General features: G+C 28.8%; 1 protein-coding gene. It reads right to left on the minus strand.

The features are described 5' to 3' along the window. Nucleotides 1-3 precede the first annotated feature (3 nt). On the minus strand, nt 4-274 hold a 271-nt coding region (locus tag SB659_RS19480), incomplete at its 5' end, for a hypothetical protein (RefSeq protein ID WP_410551593.1).

Consider the following 274-nt stretch of genomic DNA (forward strand, 5'->3'; position numbering starts at 1 on the left):
GGCCTATTTGAATAGTTGAATATAGACAAAATCCAGATCGTGAAATTTTAGTTTATTAAAATTCTTATTTGGAATTTGAATTCCATTTAAATTATCAAAAAGAATTGAATAATCTGCAGAGCCAAATTCCTTTTGCATAATTTGCTCTGTTTTGTCCCGTGTTACTTTTACTGTCTTTTGATATTGGGTATAATATTTTGTCTGATCTTTAAAATCAATCGGAATGGATGTTATTGTGATATTTTTAGTTGAGGTTTGGGCGAATACCTGAAAT

This window comes from Arthrobacter sp. SIMBA_036 (assembly GCF_046535135.1).
Lineage (GTDB): Bacteria > Actinomycetota > Actinomycetes > Actinomycetales > Micrococcaceae > Arthrobacter.